Source organism: Pseudomonas sp. MF7453, assembly GCF_016405455.1.
GTDB classification, from domain to species: domain Bacteria; phylum Pseudomonadota; class Gammaproteobacteria; order Pseudomonadales; family Pseudomonadaceae; genus Aquipseudomonas; species Aquipseudomonas paralactis.
Genome location: NZ_JAEKCN010000001.1, coordinates 631,987 through 648,957 on the forward strand (window position 1 = coordinate 631,987; position 16,971 = coordinate 648,957).

The window sequence follows — 16,971 nt, forward strand, 5'->3', positions numbered from 1 at the left end:
AGGGTGAACCGGTATGGGTCAATCAATTCGCGTTGCAGATGTACTGATCATCGGTGGTGGCCTGAGCGGAACGATGTTGGCCGCGCAACTGCTGCGCCTGCCGGGCACGCGGCGCATCCTGATAGTCGAACCCCGTGCTGAGCTGGGACGAGGCGAAGCCTACAGCGCGGTCGAGCTGGGCCACACGTTGAACGGCAATGCCGCACGCATGAGCGTTGACCCGGACAATGCCGACGACCTGACCCAATGGCTCACCGACTACATCAGCACCGGTGGATGGCCCGAGTCGTACCAACAGCATGTACCTATCAGCGAACTGTTCCCGCCACGGGGGATTTTTGGTCTGTACGCGCAGCAGCGTCTGGCCCAAGCCAAGGCGCTGTCTACATCAAGTGTCGAGCACATCCGCGCCGAAGGGGTAGACCTGCAAGTCGATGCCACCTCGGCGTTGTTGACCCTCGATACTGGCGAGCAACTGCAGGGTACCTTCGCGGTACTGGCCACCGGCATGTTCCCGGCGGCGCGCACTCCGCAGACCGAGTCCACAGGATTGAATGCCGCCGCGTTGGACCCTTGGGATGTACCCGCGATGACCCGGCTCGATCCGCACTCGACGGTGCTGATCATTGGTTCCGGGCTGACCATGGTTGACGCCGTGGTTTCCCTGGAGCAGGCCGGGCATTGTGGGTCCATCGAAATTTTTTCGCGCCACGGCTTGTTGCCCCATGTGCGTCGACAGCCGCCGAGTTGGGACAACTTCCTCGCCGCCGACCACAGCCTGAGCAGCCCCCGACAATTGCTGCGTGAGGTGCGACGCCAGTGCCAGCTCGCGCTCGCGCAAGGCATTGACTGGCAGGCACCGCTGGACACGGTGCGCGTGCACATAGCGCGCTTGTGGAGCCAGGCCAGTGAGGCTCAGAAACGCCAGTTCGTGCGGCATGTGCGGCCATGGTGGGAAAGCCATCACCACCGCTCGCCACCGTTGAGTGCGCAATTGGTGGCGCGCTTGTTGGGAGAAGGGCGGTTGCGGATTCGCGCTGCCTCGTTCAAGGGCCTGGTGCCGTCGGATGAGGGGATTGCCATTGCGGTGCGCTATCGTGGCGAGCAAGTGGTCACCCAGGTTTCGGGAGCGGCGTTGATCAATTCCAGCGGTATCGAATACGACTGGCGCCGTGTGGCCCGGCCTTTGCCGCAGCAACTGCTCAAGCGCGGGCTGGTCCAGCCCGGGCCGTTGGCGTTGGGGATTGCGGCGGATGCGTCCGGCGCGGTGCGGGATGCCCAGGGCAAGGTCAGCCAGCGCTTGTTTGCCATGGGGCCGCCGTTGCGGGGCCTGTGGTGGGAGAGCACCGCGGTGACGGATGTGGCGTTTCAGGCCAAGGCACTGGCAACCAAGCTCACACAGCTCTAAATGTGGGAGGGGCTTGCCCCCGATGGTCATAGGTATCTACACAATTTTGGCACGACGCTGGACCTGTGGGAGGGGGCTTGCCCCCGATGGCGGCCTCAGGGCCGACCAGGATGCTGGACTTTGATCGAGTACATATCCGTTATTTAGGTCGCGGCTACTATTGGTTCCGCCCTTACGGCGGCTCACTTTTGAAAAGCGCAAAAGTAAGCAAAACGCTCTTGCCCTACCACTCGGCACCTCGCCCGGGCTCGGTGTGCCCTCACTCCGGCTTGAATCCGTGGGCCGCCGTCATGGGCCATCCTTGGCCCAGGACGGCTAACCCGGCGTCCTGCCGGGTTACCCACGGATTCAAGCCTGCGTTCGGCCAGCGTGGTTTAACGGGGCGCCCAAGATCAAAAGCAGGTCAAGATCAAGATCAAGAGCGGCTCGCTTCGCATCGTGGTTACCGGCGGCAGTGGCTACAAAAGTTGTGTAGATACCCATGGCCATCGGGGGCAAGCCCCCTCCCACATTGGTTCGGCGGTTAGCTTGAGGTTTTCACGAAGCCTGGTTTTAGCCCGAATACCTCAACGCCCTGAGGTGTCGATTGGCCGGTGGTGACCTTCACTCGCTCTACTGGTTTATCCATCGCCTCTCGATACTCCACCGTCATATCCGCGGCAATCGCCTGGCTGGGGATGACCATCGCCTGAGCATTGTTGTAGGTCACGATGGTCAACCGCGCGCTCATGCCCAGGCGCACCCGTTGCAACTGCTGCGGCGTCAGCTTGGGGATCGACAAGGTCACTGGAAACTGCGCGCTGCCCTGGCTGTCACTGGCGACGGCCAAACCACTGACCACGCTGACCGAACCCGTCAACCGTTCGCCATCAAACCCGTCGCCCATCACTTCCACCGCCTGGCCCTGGTGCAACTGGTTGATATCCAGTTCGGAGACTTTCGCGACGATTTTCAAGCGTTCGATATTGGCCAGGCCGAACAGCACCTGGCCCTGGCTGACCTTGCTGCCGGCCTGCACCGGCGCGTTACTGTTGCCGCCGCCCTGGGCGGTGTTGGTGCTGCCAGGCGCGGGCACCACGATGCCGGAGAAGGGCGCCTTGACCTCCTTGCCTTCAAGCAGCTTTTGCAAGGCCTGGTACTTCACCGTGGCATTGGTCAGCTCCATCTCGGCGATCTGTCGGTATTCGCCCTGGCCTTGGTCCAGTGCCTGTTGCAACTCACTGCGCGCCGCCGCCAGGTCCAGTTGCTGCTGTTGAGTCTGCTGCTTGAGGTCGTCCAGCTCGTTGCGGGGGATGATGCCGCGCTTGAACAGGTTTTCGCTCTCGGTGAGTTTGCGTTGGGTGTTGCCGGCGGTCATTTCGGCGGTGCGCAAACTGCGACGAGCGCGGCTGACGGTGGGGCTGCTGTTCCAGTCCTGCATGTCCTGCACGGAGCGCCTGGCCTTGAGTTGGGCGGAGAGGGCATCGCGCAGTTGCACTTCCAGCGTCGCCGGGTCCATGCGCAACAGCACCTGGCCGGCCTCGACGCGTTGGCCTTGCTCGACCAGATTGGCCTGCACGTTACCGTCGAACGGGGCGGTCAGGGTGACGGTGGTGTCGGGCTCGATCTTGCCCACCAGGCCGATCTGGTGCACCAGCGGGTCGGGTTTAACCGCCAGCCACTGCTCGGCCGTACCGGCCTGCTCGGCGCCGTTGTGCTGGCTGATCAGGCTGATTGCCGCCACCGCCAGCAGCAGGATCGAAACAACGATCAGCAGCGTTTTTTTCTTAGTAGTCATTGAGGGCGATTTCCCAACTTTCCAGCGTCATGCCCAGGGTCAGGTCGAGCTGGGTCTGGGCGTTCAAATAAGCGATCAGCGCATTAAGCTGGGCATTTTCGGCGTTGCGCAGGTCGGTTTCAAAGCTCAGCACCTGGAAGTTGGTGGAGCGCCCGGCACTGAGTTTCTCCCGCTCGATCTCGATCTTGCGTCGCGACAACTCCACGGCACGCCTGGAAATTTCATATTGGCGCCAGCGGGTGCCGAGGTCACGCACCACGTTGTTGACGTTGCGCTCCAGCTCCTGGCGGGCGTCGGTAATGCGGATCTCCTGGTCCTCGACGTTCACCCGCGCACGCACCTCGGCCTGGCGTGTGCTGATGTCGCCGATGGGTATCTGCACCTGCACCCCGGCGTAGCTGTCCCAGGTACGATTATTGTCATGGCCGTTGTCGGTGTCGGTGGCGGCGCGTACCTGGTTGGCGCCGGCGACCAGGTCCACTTGCCAGCGTCCGGAATCCTTGGCGATCACCAGGTTGAGGTCGGCCTGCTGGCTGCCGAGCAGGGCGGCGAGGTATTCCGGTTGCTGGTTTTGCGCCAGGTTGAAGGCTTGGCGTTGGTCGATCTGCATGGGGTTGGCCTCCAGGGCTTCGGTGGCGCGCACCGGTGTCGACAGGTCCAGCGCCAGCAGGCGCAGCAGGGCCAGGCGGCTAGTGTCCAGTTGGTTGCGGGCTTCTTCCACGCCCAGTTGCTGGGTGGCGATATCGGCTTCGGTTTGTACGATCTCGAACTCGGCCATGCGCCCGGCGCTGATCAACGCCTTGTTCACGTCCAGCAGGGTGTTGGAGCGTTTGAGCGCTTCCTGCACGATCACCAGTTGTTCCTGGGCCCGCAGCAGTTCGCGGTAGGTGGCGATGATCTGGCTGATGGTCTGCGCCACGGTGGCCTTGAGGTTCAAACGGTTGGCCTGCTCGGCCAGGCGCGACAGGCGCAGCGGCGCGGTGGTGGCGTCCCGGCCGGCGCCGCGCATCAGCGGTTGGATGATTGCCAGGTCGAGCCCGTCGCTGCGGTAGCGGCCGGCGCGGTTGGCGTTGTTCAACTGCTGGGTCCAGGCCATGCTCAAGCGCGTGCCGTATTCGCCGAGCAGGCTGCTGGTCGGCGCCAGGTTGGCGTTGCGCACGTTGTCCTGGGAGCCACGGGAGGTACGGTAGTGACTGTTGAGGGTGAGCTTGGGGTTGAACACGTCTTCGGCAACACGCAAGTCAAACTTCTGCGCCACCCGTTGCAGGTAGGCGCTGCGGATCGCCGGGTTGTTGCGCAAACCCAGGTACACTGCGTCACCCAGGGTCATGGTGGTGGCCTGGGCATTGAGCGAGACACCGCGCTCATAGCCGCTGCGGGTGCTGCTGGGCGCCGACGGATTGATCACCACGTCGGCAGCCGTGCCGGGCAGGCTGATCAGGGCCAGCAGCCCTAGCCACTTATTCATCCCGCAGGGCCTCCACCGGCTGTAACCGCGAGGCCGAGACCGCTGGGTAAATGCCGAAGAACAAGCCCACCAGCAAGGTACTGCCCACCCCCAGGGGCAGGGCGGCCGCCGCCAGGGCAAACGCCCAGCCTGACAGCCATGCATACAGCCACGCGGCGGTCATGCCCAGTACTGCGCCGCATAGCGCACCCACGGCGGTGAGGGTCACGGCTTCGAGCAGGAACAGGTTGCGGATATCCCGCTGACGTGCGCCCAGGGCCATGCGGATGCCGATCTCGCGGCGGCGTTCCGAGACGTTCATCAGCATCACGTTCATCACCCCGACACCGCCGCCCACCAGGGAAATCGCGCCGAGGGCCAGCAGCAGGTAGGCGAAGGTGCGACTTTGGCGCGTCATGCCATCGATCATCTGCTGCGGTACCGTGATATTGACGTCGTGGTCGCTGAGTTGGGCTTGCAGCGCAGCGGCAGCGCCCTTCGCGATACGTTCCATGTCCTGTCCTTGTGCCGCGCGGATGATCACATTGCTGATCTGCGGGCTGGCATAGATGCGGCGCATACCTTCGGCGGGGATAAACAACGACTCGTTGGCCTGCACCGGCATCAGCATGGCACGGGGTTGGTCGTGCAGAATGCCCACGATCAGAAACAGGTAGTCGTTGATACGCACGCGGTCGCCCAGTTGCAGTGGGTCGCCCGGTGCGCTGAGGGCCTGGGCGAGTTGGTCACCGATCACGCCGAAGGTTTCGTTGGCATCGAAGGACGACAGGAAGCGCCCTTCGCGTACGGCCAGGCGCATGGCGGCCTGTATCTCCGGCGTACTGCCAACCAGGTTGGCATTGGTGGTGCGCCCATGAAACACGATGGGCCCGCTGAACAGGCTGAGCGCGCCGATATGGGCAATACCCGGTACGGCCAGGCGCACGGCGTTGAGGTCGAGTTGGGCGCGCATCGGCACATTGCTGCTGCCCTTGGGCGGGAACTGGGCGATGAGGGTATCGGTGCCCATGTCCTTGAAGATCATCGCCGCATCCACCGCTGCGTTGTGGCCGATATTGATCAACGCCACCACCGACGAACTGCCGATCACAATGCCCAGCAGCGCCAGGATCGAACGCTTGCCCAGGGTCCGCAGGCTGATCAAGGCTTCATGCAGCAGTTGGCTGAGGCTCTGCTCGACCCGCAGGCTCATAGGCGCCCGGCCTCGTGCACCACGCCGTTGCGCACCAGGATCTTGCGTTCGAGGCGCTCGGCAATATGGGCGTCGTGGGTGACGATAATCAGCGTGACCTGTTGCTCGCGGTTGAGGGCCAGTAGCAGGTCCATGATTTCCTGCGCGGTAGTGCTGTCGAGGTTGCCGGTGGGTTCGTCGGCGAGGATCACCGAGGGTTTGCCCACCAGGGCGCGGGCAATGGCGACGCGCTGGCGCTGGCCGCCGGAAAGGTCGGCGGGGCGATGATGGGCGCGCTCGGCCAGGCCGACTTGATCGAGCATGTGTTGGGCCTGCTCCACCGATTCATGCCGCGATAGGCCGCGATAACTCAAGGGCAGAGCGACGTTGTCCAGGGCACTCAGGCGCGGCAGCAGGTTGAAGCTCTGGAACACGAAACCGATCTGCTGGTTGCGGATCGCGGCCAGCTCATCGGGGGTAGCATTGAAAATATCGTGACCGGCAAAGTGGTACTGGCCGCAGTTGGGCAGGTCCAGCAGGCCGAGGATATTGAGCAGGGTGCTTTTGCCGGAACCGGAGGCGCCGAGAATGCCGCAGCTGTCACCGCTGGCAATGGACAGGCACACGTCATTAAGAATGCTCAGCTCTTGCCCGGCGAGCTGATAGCGCTTGCCGATGCCTTGCAGGGAGATCAAACCGGGTTGCGTGGGGGTGTCTGTCATCATGACTACGCCTGCAGTCACAACGGTACCGCCATGCCCCGGAAAATTCTTGTAACAAGTTCGGGAGCTGCCTGTACGCGTCACGGACTGGTTTTATTTCTTGTTTTTAAAATATTGTTTGAATAGTAACCGCCTTCCGGACGCTTCGCCAGCCATGGAAGTAGAGCGGTTTTACCCTTGGAAACAATTTCTGCCTCACATGCCAAAGGCGGATAAATAACTCTCGCCTCGTCTCAAAAGCCCGGCTATACAGGGTTTGCACGAAATGGCGGAGTGTCACTACTTGCTTTCGCCGGGCCGCCCCGGTATAAAAAATCAAATTATTTTTTAAAACAATATTTCCGCCGTGGAACCCTTATGGTCGCGAAGAAACTCAGCGCTCCAAACGTTACCAAGACTCGATTGCTGGATGCGACAGAGGCCCTCTTCATCAAGTACGGCTACGACGCCGTGTTGCTACGCCAGATCACCGAACGTGCCCAGGTCAACCTGGCGGCCGTCAACTACCACTTCGGGGACAAGGACTCCCTGATGAAAACCCTGCTGATGCAACGCCTGGAGCCGCTCAACGAGCAGCGCCTGGAATTGCTCGCACGCTGTGAAGCCGAGTCCGACGGCCCGCTGGACTGCGACACGCTGCTGGGCGTGCTGTTTGCCCCAGCCATGGGCCTGGAGCGCAGCGACCCGGCCAGCGGGGAAGGGCGCTCGTTCATTCGATTCCTTGGCCGGGTCTACAGCGACACCTCGCCGTTCATCCAGGAATACCTCAAGGTGCATTACCAGCCGGTGTTCCAGCGCTTCTTCGAAGCCTTCGCCCTGGCCTTGCCGGATTTGCCGCGCAATGAACTGGGGGTGCGCCTGCAATTTGCCCTCAAGGCCATTTCCGGGGTCATGGCCGGCACCGAACTGCGCCTGCTGATGAACTCCATGAGCCTGGGCCGACCGGCCACGGATGCCGAGGTGATGGCCAAGTTGATCACGCTGGTGTCGGCAGCGATTCGGGTGCCGCAGCAAAGCCAGGAAGCCGAAACGGCGCTGGCCAAGGTGCTGGATACCCAGCGCGCCCTACGCGAACACCACTCCCTGTAGGAGCGAGCTTGCTCGCGAAAAACGTCAACGATAACGCGAGCATTCTGTTTTGCCGCGGCGTCATTGCGTTCTTCGCGAGCAAGCTCGCTCCTACAAGGGGTGGATTTTTCAGAGCCAAAAAACAGGCAAAAAAAAGCCCGCTGGGGCGGCGGGCTTGATATGCAACGTTTGTAACGGATGAGGCTTCACACTACGTCTCGGCTTGTGAATAAAACGTGAAAAATATGTAAGAAAAAGTGTGATTGTTGTTATGGCTTACCAGGATGGGGGACGAGGAGGAGGTTCACCATTCGTCAGAACTGTCAATTCTCACAGGTGACTGAGTATGGATAAGAGCGCTTTTATTTCCTGAGCGACCCACGACCCTGCTCAGGAGAAAGACGATGCCGACCAAGCCCGCAAGTAAAGAAAATAACGCTGCCGCCAGCCCTAAAAAGAAACCTGCTAGCACCAAGAAGATCAAGAAGGCGGAAGCAGAGGCAACTTCGGCCGCAGTCCCTTCTGAAGTGAGTGCAAAAAAGCCACTCTCGAAAAAGACAACCACGCAGCCTGAAAACTCGGCAAACCCAGCGGTCGCTCAGGATCTTGATTCCCCCTATCCTATTCCCAGTCAGGTCATTCCGGTTCTAGGGGCGGCTTATGGAGTGGGTTATCGCCATATCAAAGATGGGCTGACCTACATATTCGAACGTTGGACCGAATGTCGTGCAGGCGATACCTATCGTATCTGGATGAACGGGATAAAGATGGCAGAAGACGTAGTGACTACTGCCAATGAAGCTGACCAACGTTTCTTTTCGGTCATCCCGAGAACGACCCTCCTGCACTATTTTGTCGATGACGTTTATGGCGAAGTCATCCGTGTTGGCTCAGGTGTAGCAAGCACTTCCGAACCGCAGCTTATTCTGATTTTGCATACATTACCTGGTGGCGTGGGTAATCAAGATGGTTCATACCACCGTGGCTTGACGTTTACGCTCTCTGATACCACAGTCGATTCGGTGGTCGCCGGAAGGGGGGTGATATGCACTATTCACAAGTGGGCAAATATGCGGGTTAACGACCTGCCGATGTTTTACTGGGGAGAGCACCGCTTTGAACTACCGCCCTTGCGTCATGATCAGGTCGGTTCCGATCTGATATTCACTATCGACGAGCAATTTCTGAATGCAGCAGGCAACGGTCATTTTGTCGTGCAGTTTTACTTGTATGACGAGGTCCTGGATATTTCGGGCCCATATCATCGATGGAGCAAGCCTATCCCGGTCGACGTTAAACTGGACACCACTTTGTTGGATGAGCCGGAAATCGTCGAGGCTGATCCGGTTACATTGATTTTGGAAGCTGAAGAGTTACATGGCCTACCTGCTACCGGCTCGGTATTTATTCGCAGAAATCACCCGGATTTTGTCAGTGGCGATTTTCTCATATGGAAGGTGGAAGGCGTTACGGTGGATGGCGAGCGCGTGTCCTATGGGTTTCGCTTGGAAGTTGTATTGGCGAGCTACAACGACATTGCCATTCCCAATGCGTTTATCCGTTCGTTGATCCAGAGCACGTTGAAAATTTGCTATGTTCGTGAACGAGGCATGCTCGCATCCCGGTCAACCATATATGCAGTGGCTGGTGTCCTTTATACGTTGGCTCAGCCCGACGTGGTCCAGGCACACGGCCCCTTTGTCGAGCCGGACTTGCCCTATATCACTGTGGCAATGCCTGACTACAGCCCGCCTGGCAATGCAGGAGATAGTCTGCGGGTTAATATCATGGGAGATAACAAGGACGGCAGTGTAGAACACGATTTCAGCGATCGAGCAGCCGGAACTCATCCCCGCTTTCGTGATTTCCTCAACAGTGTCTATTCGCGATATGAAGGGCTGCTGCGCACCCGAGTCTTTTATGGAGTTACCGGGCCGGTCAACATACGAGAGTCCGAACGTCGGTATATCCAGATCGGACGCCCGCCGCGTAGCCTGGTCGCGCCGCTTATTCAGGAGGCAGATGCTACCAACAATATTAATCCGGACAGCATCGGCAGTGTCGCGACGTTTGAGGCGCGTGCGGAGTTCAGGGCCGGCGATGAGGTCATTATCAAGTTCGTGGGGTCGGTGACGGGAACGACTTTATCTCCTTATGTATTGGCGGTGAATTCCAATCCGTTTATTGCCGACATACCCAAGCAATTGATAGAGGGCAATAAGAATGGCACGCTCACTGTCAGTTACGTGCGCAGGCGGTTTAAAGTTGATGAGCTATCTGAAGAGGCGATGTACACCATCGGTCGGGCCTTGGGCGAGCTTTTCCTGCCCGAGGTTCTTGAGGCTACAACAGGGCCGGATGAGCTCGATCCATGGAAGGTAGCGCAAACCGGAGCCACAGTGAGGTGTCGCTACGATGAGCCCAAGGACGGTGACACCGTTGAAGTCTGCTGGTTGGGGCTGGCGGGTGGCGGCATACACTTTAAAATTGAGGATGCCCACACGGGAGATGCGTATGTCGACGTCACTGTGCCGGTTGAAGCGATTGGCTTCAGTCTTCATCCGTTGGGGCGTGATATCTGTGTATCGTTCAAAGTGGTTCGCAATGGTTTTCCCACAGACTCACCGATCCTTACATTAAACCTGCTGACCTTGAGTCATGTGCCTGGCGCGACGATCGACAGCATTGGCGAAAGTGCCGTTCTCGAAATACCCAAGCTGAATGACCTGGACCAGACCCGTGTACGTCCCTGGCCGTACATTGCAGGTGGACAGCGTATGTATAAGCGCTACAAAGGAACATTAAACAGCGGGCAACCGTATTATGAGGAGACGTTCGTAGGGCGTGAAGTTTCACTGGCTGATGTAAACGACGGACCCGCTTCTTACACACCGGTGGGCAGGTTGCGCAACCTGGCTGACTGGACGCCCATGGAAATTGAATTTGGTGTGACGTTCAATCACAGCAATAACGTCGGCGACATTATATGGTTTGAAACACGTCATCATATGGTTCAGATCGAGTCCAACGTCTTTCCTTATCCGCAGATCAAGTATTCGACCCCGCCGGAGGGGCCTGAAGTCATCATCAGCCCGGTTACCGTTGAAAACAAATGCCAGGTGTTGGTGACCTATCCCGACATGAATAAGGGCGGGACGGACATGATTACCCTGTTTTTGATCGATGCGCAGGGTACGTCGATTGAAATTGACACGCTGCCTGGCCTTGACGGCGGCACAGTGACCTTCAATATCAGCAATGACAGGGTTGGCGCGGCGATTAACACCACGATCCAGTTTCAGTATGAGGTGATATTGGGGCGCGGCGGTAGAGGTTCGTCAGAAGTTCAGATAGTGCATGTGCAGTCGATTCCACTGGCCAGTTTGCCATGGGCCTATATCAACAATATTGGCCACGGCGGCACCATAAATCCGGCCACTCTGAACGGTGATGCTGTGCTGAGAATGGCCAAGTGGCCGTATAGTCAGGAAAGGCATATCGCCTGGTTGAGCCTGTCTGCCCCTAGTACGACTACTTTGCAGTTGTTGACGGCACACAGCGTTACCGCTATTGAGGCTGCTAATGGCTTCACAAATCTCAGAGTACCGCGCAGTTGGCTGCTGTCTGTGCCGAATAACGGCACGGTGACGATTACCCCCCACGTGAACTTCAATAAGCAGGATGACAAGCCCCAAGCAGTGGCTTTCCCGCAGACGCAGTACCGGATCACGCATACCACGGCATTGGTGTTTAACCAGGCGACGGTTTATTTGAACGCTAGGACTTATCTGATACCGGGAAGCCCAAATGTGTTGCCGGCCTTCGGTCCCGGGAGCCAAGTTCAGTACATGGCATCCGGCGGAACTCCTCCTTACAGATATTCGAGTTCCAATGGCAGTGTCGCCAATGTTACGAATAATTCGGGATTGGTCACTGTGCGTGGCAATGGTTACGCGACCATTACTGTCAGCGACTCCTCAGTACCGATGCAGTCTCGCAGTTACGCTGTTCAGGTTAGTAATGTTGTCCAGTGTTACGGGCTGGGAGCAGATACATTTAGGAATATCACCAATAACGCGAATAACCAAGGGCTGCGGATGCCGAGCGTGGACGAACTACGTGCCCTCCTCAATGCTTATGGGGCCAGGTGGCCGATGGGGAATCACTATTATTGGTCGAGCACCTTTTCCCATTCATTTTTTTTCATTAATCACTACTATATCCTGCATCTTCCAAACGGTCACACGACGACGGCGGAAGATAAGTTACTAGGACCGCATTATCTGGGGGTCGGGTTGAGGTAACAGCGTTGTTGGCCCGGGCCGGTTTATCAAACTGATAAACCGGCCTTTTTATATTGCCTGACGGTGCCGGTCCGTTAGATCTTCCAGTGTTTCGCACTTTTAGCCAGCCGCCCGCGCATCGCATCCACATTCGTCGCCAACTGCACCGTCAACAACCGATACCCATCCAGCGCACTGTAAACCGGCGCATCCAGCGCAGGCTCACTGCCGGTTGCGTAGCCACTGCGCTCCAACCGCTCCGTCACCCCCGATTTCAACGCCCGCGCCATCCCCACCAACTGCACCCGAATTTGCCGATGCTCGGCCTTCAACATCACCCGCATCCGCGCCGTGGCCTGCTCGTCGCGCGGGTCCGGCCGGGTATTGCCGAGAATTTCCAGGGTGCTGATGCACAGGCGCAGGTGCCGCTGGATCGCATCCAGTTCAGTCATGGAAATCCGCACTTCCTTGGACACCGACGGCATCAACGAGCGCAGTTGCACCATCACCCCGTTCAAGCGGTTGAGCAGCTTGAGGTGTTCATCGTCAGTTACCGATTGGCCATTGATGATCCGGCTATAAATCTGCGCGCAGTCACGCAGGGCACCGGCCAGGTTGTAGCGCCACGAATACACGGCGTACAACGGCAAGGCAAAGGAAAACGCCAGGGCCAGCACGATGCCGATCAGGATATCGACGGTGCGCCACAACCCATCGGAGATAGGGTTATCGCCGTGGCCGGCGACGATAAACACCGTGATCGCCGACAGCAGTGCGATATAGCCGCCCTTGCCGATGGCGTGATAGGAAAAGAACCCGCACACCACCGACATTAACAGGTAGGTCAACAGCGGCAGGCCGAAGTAAGCCTGTTGCACCACCAGCAGCAAACCGACGCTGGCGCCGATCAAGGTGCCGTAGGCGCGCTCGACGGCTTTTTTGCCGATATTGCCGTGATGCTGCAGGCCGCCGATCACGATCAGCATGGTCACCGACGCCCATTCCCCATGGGGCAGGTTCAGGCCGCTGGTCAACAGGATCGTCGCCAGCAAACCCACAGACACGCGCGCGGCGTGGATCAGCTTGGCGTGACGAAAGCGGCGGTACGGGTCGAGCAGGGGGCGCAGCAGGCGCCGGGCAAAAATGGGCAGATTCATCGGTATTGAAGTGGCCTCAAATGTATGAATGTGCTCGACTCAATGTGGGAGCTGGCTTGCCTGCGATAGCATCACCGCGACCTGACTGAAAGACCGAGGCGCCGGCATCGCAGGCAAGCCAGCTCCCACACTGACCTGTCTGCACATTGGAACGGGGTTGGCTTCAGAAAATGTAGTCGGTCGTCAGGAAGCTCGAGTCACGGTTGCGCAGGATATCGCTGACCAACGCCTTGTTACTCTCCTGGAACTTGGTCGCCACCAGGGTACGGATCGAGAACACCCGCAACGCATCATGCACCGACAGCGTGCCTTCGGCCGAGTTCTTGCGCCCGTTGAACGGGAAGGTATCCGGCCCGCGCTGGCATTGGGCGTTGATATTGATGCGACCGACCTGGTTGGCAAAGGTGTCCACCAGGCGCCCGACGGCGACGGGGTCGGTGCCGAAGATACTCAACTGTTGGCCAAAATCAGAATCCAGCACGTAGTCGATCACGGTCTCCAGGTCACGGTAGGGCACGATCGGCACCACCGGGCCGAATTGTTCTTCATGGTAGACGCGCATCTGCGGGTTCACCGGGTACAGCACCGCCGGGTAGAAGAACGAACCACGGCTGCTGCCGCCCTCGCTATTGACCACTTGGGCGCCGTGCCGGGCGGCATCGGCCACCAGTTCGTTGAGGTAATCCACTTTGCCCACTTCCGGCAATGGCGTCAGCGCCACGCCGTCTTCCCAGGGCATACCGGGCTTGAGGGTCGAGAGTTTGGCGTTGAATTTCTCGATAAAGCTATCGACGACATCCTCATGCACAAACAGGATCTTCAATGCAGTGCAACGCTGGCCGTTGAACGACAGTGAGCCGGTGACCGCTTCACTCACCGCGTTATCCAGGTCCACCTCGGGCAGCACGATCCCGGGGTTCTTCGCATCCAGCCCCAGCGCAGCACGCAAACGGTGTGGCTTGGGGTGCAGTTTTTTCAAATCACTGGCGGCCTTGTTGGTGCCGATAAATGCAAAGATATCGATCTTGCCGCTGGCCATCAGCGCGCTCACGGTTTCGCGGCCGCTGCCGTAGATCACGTTGATCACCCCGGCCGGGAAGCTGTCGCGGAACGCCTCCAGCAACGGGCGGATCAACAGCACACCGAGCTTGGCCGGCTTGAACACCACGGTATTGCCCATGATCAACGCCGGGATCAGCGTGGTGAAGGTCTCGTTCAAGGGGTAGTTGTAAGGCCCCATGCACAGCGCCACGCCCAGGGGCACGCGACGGATTTGCCCGAGGGTGTCCTGCTCCAGTTCGAAGCGGCTGCTGCGGCGGTCAAGCTCTTTGAGGGCGTTGATGGTGTCGGTGATGTAGTCGCAGGTACGGTCGAATTCTTTCTGCGAGTCCTTAAGGTTCTTGCCGATTTCCCACATGAGCAGTTTCACCACCGCGTCGCGCTGTTCGCGCATACGCCGCAAAAACGCCTCGACGTGCTGGATGCGCTCAACAACGCGCATCGTCGGCCACTCACCCTGGCCACGGTCATAAGCACGCACCGCCGCATCCAGCGCGGTTAGGGCGGTCTCGGCGTCCAGCAGCGGCGTGCTGCCGATATGCACGCGTTCATCGCCCAACTGCACCGGGCTTTGCACGCGTGCAAGCGGGCCGTTCCACACCCGCAGCTGGCCATCGACCAGGTAGTCGCGCTGTTCAATGGGCGCCGCCAGGCGAAATTGCTCGGGAATCTGGGAGACGGAAGTGGGAAACAGCTGGGCGAGCAGGTTGCTGGTGGTCATGTCGCTACCCCTGGAATAGTTGCAAAACATGACTAGAGAGTCACCCAACTGACGGCTCTAAGGCAAGGCTTACGCGCATTGTTGTTCGCAGTGCGGAGCGCGCCGGGTAAACTGCGCGGCTTTTCAGAAGGAGTTCACATGAGTCAGTACCAGCCGGGCATTCTTGCCGCACCGGTGCCTTTGCAGGCCCGCCATCTGTTTTTCGCCCTCGATTCCCTGCAAGCCGTGCCCGCAGCATTGGACGCGCTGGTGCAACTGACGGATGCGCAGTCGGTGGTCGGTTTCGGTGAGCCGCTGGTAAAGGCACTGGGCGCCGAGATTGAAGGGCTGCGCGCATTTCCCTCGGTAAGCGCCCCTGGCGCGCACAACCCGTCCACCCAGCAGGCGTTGTGGGTATGGCTGCATGGGGTGGATCGCGGTGAGTTGCTGCTGCGCAGCCGGGCCGTCGAAAAAGCCCTGGCCCCGGCGTTTCGCCCGGTGCAATCGATTGAAGGCTTCCGCTACAAGACCGGTTTTGACCTGACCGACTACGAAGACGGCACAGAGAACCCTCACGACGATGCCGCCGTGGAAGCCGCTTTGACCGACAGCGGCGCCAGCTTTGCCGCGATCCAGCAATGGCAGCACGACCTCGACGGTTTCGCCGCATTGCCTGCCCAGGAGCGTGATCACATTATCGGCCGTCGCCATGGTGACAACGAAGAACTCGACGACGCCCCGGAATCTGCCCATACCAAACGCACGGCCCAGGAGAGCTTTACCCCGGAAGCCTTTGTGGTACGTCGTTCGATGCCCTGGGCCGAGAATGGCCAAGCGGGGTTGATGTTTCTCGCCTTCGGGCATTCCTTCGATGCGTTTGAGGCCCAGCTTCGGCGTATGAGCGGGTTGGAGGACGGGATCGTCGATGGCCTGTATCGCATCAGCAAGCCGCTGACCGGTGGCTATTACTGGTGCCCGCCGGTGAGGGAAGGGCGCCTGGACCTGAGTCTGGTTTTTTAAACGCCTTTTTGCCTGCTTCCTGAGGCACGCCTCAAGCGCTTTTGAGCGTTTCCAGCCACGCGGGATCGAGCCGGGTTTGTTCGGTATCGATCCCCATCGCGTGCATCTTCGCCTTGTGTGCGTTGATCTCGCCAACCAGTTGCGCCTGGGCGCTGGAGTTGGCGTCCAGCTCATGCATCTGCGTCAGCCCCAGGTGATAGAAACGCAACAGCTTGATGGCGGTGGGGTCGTTGGCTTGTACCCGCTCGGTGACCTTGTGCATTACGTTGGTCACGCTCATCAGGCTGCGCTTGAGCTGCCAGCCATACACCGCCGGCGCCAGCCAGGGCTGGGACCAGAACGGGCCACGCACCAGCGCCAACACGACCAACACGGCGGCAAATACACCACCGACATTGAAGCGAAAGTTGTCCCCGCCAGATTCGCCGAACAGCATCACCGCCAGGCTCGACAGCAGCATGGCCAGGGCCAGAAACAGCACGGCCACGATCAGCGTGCTGCGGCGCGTCTGTTGACGGTAGGTGACGGGGTCGCAGGGTTTGAGCTCGAACATCCGGGTCAGGTCTCCAGAAAGGGCACTCATCTTCTCATGCTTGCAACAATGAAGTTGAACGATGGCTGCGCACGGTTTCTCTAAACCTGTGAAGCCCCCATGAGGTATGCCGTCATGTCTGAACACAAGCAGCCACCGCCGGGTACACCGGATCCTAACCGCACGCCGGGTGAAGAGGAGCGCGACAACGATGCACTGCGTCCCAACGATCCCAAAGAGCGTGGCCCCGACAACGATGTCGAGCGCGTCGAAGAAGACCTGGAAAACCTCCACGACAAAGCGCGCCCGCTTTAGCAGGAGCATGTGATGAACAAACGTACCGATGGTCCCCACTCCAACGAGCACGCCAGTGGCAAGGATGAGCTGGGTTTTGATCCGGATTCGCCCGATGTGGCCGACCCGCAGGTTGACCCGGTAGGCCCGGCTATTGCGCCGCTGGATGAGAAAAAGTCATCTGAGAAAAAGCCGCCGTACGATCCGTTGGGCGACTTGAAGAAGTGAACTATAGCCAGGGGTTTTTTAGATTCTAACCGCACCAGTGCCCCCTCTTTGAGGGGGTATTTGTCGCGATGGTGAACGCATCGT

General features: G+C 59.3%; 13 protein-coding genes. 6 read left to right on the forward strand and 7 right to left on the reverse strand.

What is annotated here, in order from left to right; translation table 11 throughout:
* Window positions 1-13: 13 nt before the first annotated feature.
* Window positions 14-1,408, forward strand: coding sequence for an FAD/NAD(P)-binding protein (locus JFT63_RS02995; protein ID WP_198843428.1), 1,395 nt, complete (start codon window positions 14-16; stop codon window positions 1,406-1,408).
* Between the two features lie 523 nt (window positions 1,409-1,931).
* Here the strand turns inward: JFT63_RS02995 and JFT63_RS03000 are convergent.
* The 4 genes from JFT63_RS03000 to JFT63_RS03015 are packed head-to-tail and all read right to left on the reverse strand — an operon-like array spanning window position 1,932 to window position 6,549.
* Window positions 1,932-3,185: an efflux RND transporter periplasmic adaptor subunit gene (locus JFT63_RS03000; RefSeq protein WP_057700470.1), complete on the reverse strand. Its 1,254-nt coding sequence runs from the start codon at window positions 3,183-3,185 to the stop codon at window positions 1,932-1,934.
* Window positions 3,175-4,653, reverse strand: a complete 1,479-nt coding sequence (locus JFT63_RS03005; protein WP_198843429.1) for a TolC family protein — start codon at window positions 4,651-4,653, stop codon at window positions 3,175-3,177. The genes JFT63_RS03000 and JFT63_RS03005 overlap by 11 nt, the downstream gene beginning before the upstream one ends.
* Window positions 4,646-5,845: an ABC transporter permease gene (locus JFT63_RS03010; RefSeq protein ID WP_198843430.1), complete on the reverse strand. Its 1,200-nt coding sequence runs from the start codon at window positions 5,843-5,845 to the stop codon at window positions 4,646-4,648. Before JFT63_RS03010 ends, JFT63_RS03005 begins: the two co-directional genes overlap by 8 nt.
* Entirely contained in the window at window positions 5,842-6,549 is a 708-nt protein-coding gene (locus JFT63_RS03015) for an ABC transporter ATP-binding protein (RefSeq protein WP_198843431.1), read from the reverse strand. Before JFT63_RS03015 ends, JFT63_RS03010 begins: the two co-directional genes overlap by 4 nt.
* A gap of 354 nt (window positions 6,550-6,903) precedes the next feature.
* Here JFT63_RS03015 and JFT63_RS03020 point away from each other — a divergent pair, with 354 nt between their 5' ends.
* Complete coding sequence (locus JFT63_RS03020; RefSeq protein WP_057700466.1) at window positions 6,904-7,635, forward strand: TetR/AcrR family transcriptional regulator; 732 nt, start codon at window positions 6,904-6,906, stop codon at window positions 7,633-7,635.
* Window positions 7,636-8,018: 383 nt separating this feature from the next.
* A complete protein-coding gene (locus JFT63_RS03025) occupies window positions 8,019-11,918 on the forward strand; it encodes a hypothetical protein (protein ID WP_233102195.1) in 3,900 nt (1,299 codons plus the stop codon).
* 74 nt (window positions 11,919-11,992) lie between these two features.
* On the opposite strand, the gene JFT63_RS03030 is transcribed toward JFT63_RS03025, so the two are convergent.
* Complete coding sequence (locus JFT63_RS03030; RefSeq protein WP_198843432.1) at window positions 11,993-13,054, reverse strand: FUSC family protein; 1,062 nt, start codon at window positions 13,052-13,054, stop codon at window positions 11,993-11,995.
* A 163-nt stretch (window positions 13,055-13,217) separates the two neighbouring features.
* Entirely contained in the window at window positions 13,218-14,834 is a 1,617-nt protein-coding gene (locus JFT63_RS03035; protein WP_057703091.1) for an NADP-dependent glyceraldehyde-3-phosphate dehydrogenase, read from the reverse strand.
* Window positions 14,835-14,972: 138 nt separating this feature from the next.
* On the opposite strand from JFT63_RS03035, the gene JFT63_RS03040 reads away from it, so the two are divergent.
* Window positions 14,973-15,833: a Dyp-type peroxidase gene (locus JFT63_RS03040; RefSeq protein ID WP_198843433.1), complete on the forward strand. Its 861-nt coding sequence runs from the start codon at window positions 14,973-14,975 to the stop codon at window positions 15,831-15,833.
* A 31-nt stretch (window positions 15,834-15,864) separates the two neighbouring features.
* On the opposite strand, the gene JFT63_RS03045 is transcribed toward JFT63_RS03040, so the two are convergent.
* Window positions 15,865-16,386, reverse strand: coding sequence for a DUF3087 family protein (locus tag JFT63_RS03045; RefSeq protein WP_198843486.1), 522 nt, complete (start codon window positions 16,384-16,386; stop codon window positions 15,865-15,867).
* A 114-nt stretch (window positions 16,387-16,500) separates the two neighbouring features.
* Here JFT63_RS03045 and JFT63_RS03050 point away from each other — a divergent pair, with 114 nt between their 5' ends.
* Together JFT63_RS03050 and JFT63_RS03055 are read left to right on the forward strand one after the other, a co-directional pair.
* Entirely contained in the window at window positions 16,501-16,680 is a 180-nt protein-coding gene (locus tag JFT63_RS03050) for a hypothetical protein (protein ID WP_014718919.1), read from the forward strand.
* 12 nt (window positions 16,681-16,692) lie between these two features.
* On the forward strand, window positions 16,693-16,887 hold the full coding sequence (locus JFT63_RS03055; protein ID WP_005789138.1) for a DUF6021 family protein: 195 nt from the start codon (window positions 16,693-16,695) through the stop codon (window positions 16,885-16,887).
* Window positions 16,888-16,971 lie beyond the last annotated feature (84 nt).